This is a genomic window from Thermus sp. (assembly GCF_040290245.1).
Taxonomy (GTDB): domain Bacteria; phylum Deinococcota; class Deinococci; order Deinococcales; family Thermaceae; genus Thermus_A.
Window position 1 is genome coordinate 2498 of the sequence record NZ_PSMQ01000086.1, and the last position, 2709, is coordinate 5206.

Here is a 2709-nt window from a genome sequence, read left to right on the forward strand (position 1 = left end):
CCGCCGGCTCGAGGAGCTGGGGTTCTGGGTGGAGGGCGTTTATACGCACCTCTCGAGCGCGGAGGAGGACCCGGCCTTTACCCGGCTTCAGATCCAGCGCTTCCAAGAGGTGCAAAGGGCCTTAGGAAAGGGTCCCCTCTACCACCTGGAGAACTCCGCGGGCCTTTTCCTCTATGGGCCAAGCGCCCAGGGGGTGCGGGTGGGGCTGGCGCTGTACGGCCTTTTCCCCGGGGTGGGGCTCCGGCCGGTTCTCCGGCTTAAGGCCCGGCCCACCCAGGTGAGGCGGCTGGAAAAGGGTGCCCGGGTGGGCTACGGGGGGGAGTACGTGGCCCAAGGGGGGGAGTGGCTGGCCACCTTGCCCGTGGGGTATGCGGACGGGCTTCCCCGGGGCCATGCGAGGTGGGTCCGCGGGCCGGATGGAGATCTCCTTCCCATCGTGGGGCGGATCTCTATGGACCAGATCACGGTGCGCCTTAAGGAGCCTGTGGGCCTGGATGCGGTCTTTGAGGTCATCGGCCAGGAGGGGAAGACGAGCCTCTTGGCCTTGGCCGAGGCCCGGGGCACCATTGTCTACGAGGCGGCCACCAGTCTCAAGCGCCTTCCCCGCCTTTACCGGATGGGGGGCGGGGTGGTGTACGCTGAGGAGGATGCAGGCGGTGCGGCTTTTTCAGGGCTACCTTTGGCACCCCCAGGGGATGGCGTTTGACCCCGGCCGGCTCCCGAGGGAGGTGGAGGGGGCCTACCTCCTTTTGGACGAGGTTCCCCCCCCCACCGCCTTTTTTGAGGACGGCACCCCCACCGCCACCCAGCGGTTCTACCAGATGACCGTCCTGGTCAAGACGGATACCCCACCGGAGGCCCTTCATCCCTGGGCTGAGCGGGTGGAAAAGGCCTTAAAGCCCATCTTGGAAGGCCTGCCCCTCGAGGTGGGCTGGCTTCTTCTGGAGGACCTAAGGCCCCTCTAGGGCGACTTGCGCAGAAGGAAGGCCAGGAGGAAGGAGACCAGCCCGAGGCCGAAGGCCAGAAGGGATGGGTAAGGCGGGGGGGTTTGGCGCGCGGGCGGGAGAACCCTTGTGCGGTAAGCCTCGGCCTGGTTCTGGGCCAGCACGTCCACCGCGTTGGGCATCCCTGGGGGGGCGGCAAGGGTCCAGGGGCCGGGCTCGAGGGCCGTGGGCCGGAAGAACCAAGGGGCGAAGGGGTCGTAAAGCCCCACGGCCACGTAGAAGCCGTACGCCCCAGGGGCAAGGCCGGTGTGGAGGAGGAGCTCCTCCCCCACCTTTTCCGCCTTGACAGGTGTGGACTCGCCCCTAGGGGTACGCTTTTCTGCTCCAAAGCCGGTGAGGAGAAAAGCCACTTCCCACCCTTCCCCCGCTGGGGTCTTGAACCCCGCTCCGGGAAGATCTTCCTCTCCTCCGGAGGCGGTGTCCAGGTAGACCGCCACCGTGGCCAGGGAGAAGCCCAAGGGAGCCCCCAGGGGGTTGGGGTAGCGGGCAAGCCGCACCTTCAGGACCAGTTCCCCTGAAGAAGCCTCCGCACCGAAGCCCAGAAGGTCCGCGTACCCCCGGCCCGCCTCCTGGAAGAGCGCCGCCATCGGGTACTGGTAGGCCAGGCCGTGGTCGTCGCCCGGAGGGTCGGTGAAGAAGAGCACCCTTCCCTTATACCAGGTTTAAGAGCGCCTGGACGAGTTTGGCCGGGTCGTGTTGGGCCAGGCCGCCTGCTTCCAGGAAATCGCCCTCCAAAACCTCCACCCGGTCCGCCCGGAAGGGGGCGGGGTCGTAGGCCACGGGGTGCTGCCCCTCTTTGGCGTAGCGCTGGAGCACCTCCTCTGGGATGGGGCCGGTGTGGACGAGGACCGCATCGGGCCTACGGCCCAGGTGGTGGCTCACCGCCTTGTAGTGGTCGTAGGCGTTCATCCCATCCGTCTCCCCGGGTTCGGTCATGAGGTTGACGATGTAGACCAGGCGGCCCGGGGCCTTGGCCAGGGCCTCCTTGAGGGGTAGGAAGCTGGGGATGACGCTGGTGTAGAGGCTGCCTGGGCCCAAGACCAGAAGCTGGGCCCGTCGGATGGCCTCGAGGGCCTCGGGCATCACCTTCTTCGGCTCGGGGTGGAGGAAGACCTCCTTCACCCTTCCCCCCGCCTCCCTTAAGGCCACCTCCCCCAGGACCTCCTGGCCGCCGTGCAGCAGGGCTTTGAGCCGGACCGCCTCCGGCGTGGCGGGAAGGACCTGGCCCCGGAGGTTCAGGATGGCGTTGGCCTCTTTGATGGCCAGGGCGAAATCCCCCGCCACCTCGTTCAGGGTGGCCAGGAAAAGGTTGCCGAAGGTGTGGCCTTTAAGCTCCCCCTTGTCAAACCGGTGGGCCATCAGCTGGGGAAGGCGGGGGTGGTCGGACAAAGCGGCCAGGCAGTCCACCAGGTCCCCCACCGCGGGGAGGCCGAAGGTGAGCCGGAGGCGGCCCGTGGAACCCCCGTCGTCCGTCACGGCCACGATGGCCGTGAGGTTGGCGGTGTGCTCCTTGAGCCCCTTAAGGACCCGGGAAAGCCCGCTTCCCCCCCCGAAGGCCACCACCCTTGGCCCTTGCTCGAGGCGCCTTCGGATGTAGACCCTTTCCGGTACCTCCTCAGGCTCGGTGATGGCGGAGAGGAGGCTCCGGTTCATCGCCCGGATGCCCAGCGTGGCCACGCTGCCCCCCAGAAGGAGAAGGGCTAGG

Annotated in this window: 4 protein-coding genes; 2 read left to right on the forward strand and 2 right to left on the reverse strand. The window is 67.7% G+C overall.

The window, feature by feature from the left end:
* Together C4301_RS09190 and C4301_RS09195 are read left to right on the forward strand one after the other, a co-directional pair.
* A partial coding sequence (locus C4301_RS09190; protein ID WP_352414783.1) for an alanine racemase occupies window positions 1–706 on the forward strand: 706 nt, incomplete at its 5' end.
* On the forward strand, window positions 648–965 hold the full coding sequence (locus C4301_RS09195) for a DUF3208 domain-containing protein (protein ID WP_352414784.1): 318 nt from the start codon (window positions 648–650) through the stop codon (window positions 963–965). The genes C4301_RS09190 and C4301_RS09195, both read left to right, overlap by 59 nt.
* Here the strand turns inward: C4301_RS09195 and C4301_RS09200 are convergent.
* Entirely contained in the window at window positions 962–1648 is a 687-nt protein-coding gene (locus tag C4301_RS09200) for a glucodextranase DOMON-like domain-containing protein (protein ID WP_352414785.1), read from the reverse strand. The genes C4301_RS09195 and C4301_RS09200 overlap by 4 nt on opposite strands.
* 7 nt (window positions 1649–1655) lie before the next feature.
* Window positions 1656–2709 (reverse strand): gluconeogenesis factor YvcK family protein (locus C4301_RS09205; protein WP_352414786.1); only part of this gene is annotated, 1054 nt, incomplete at its 5' end.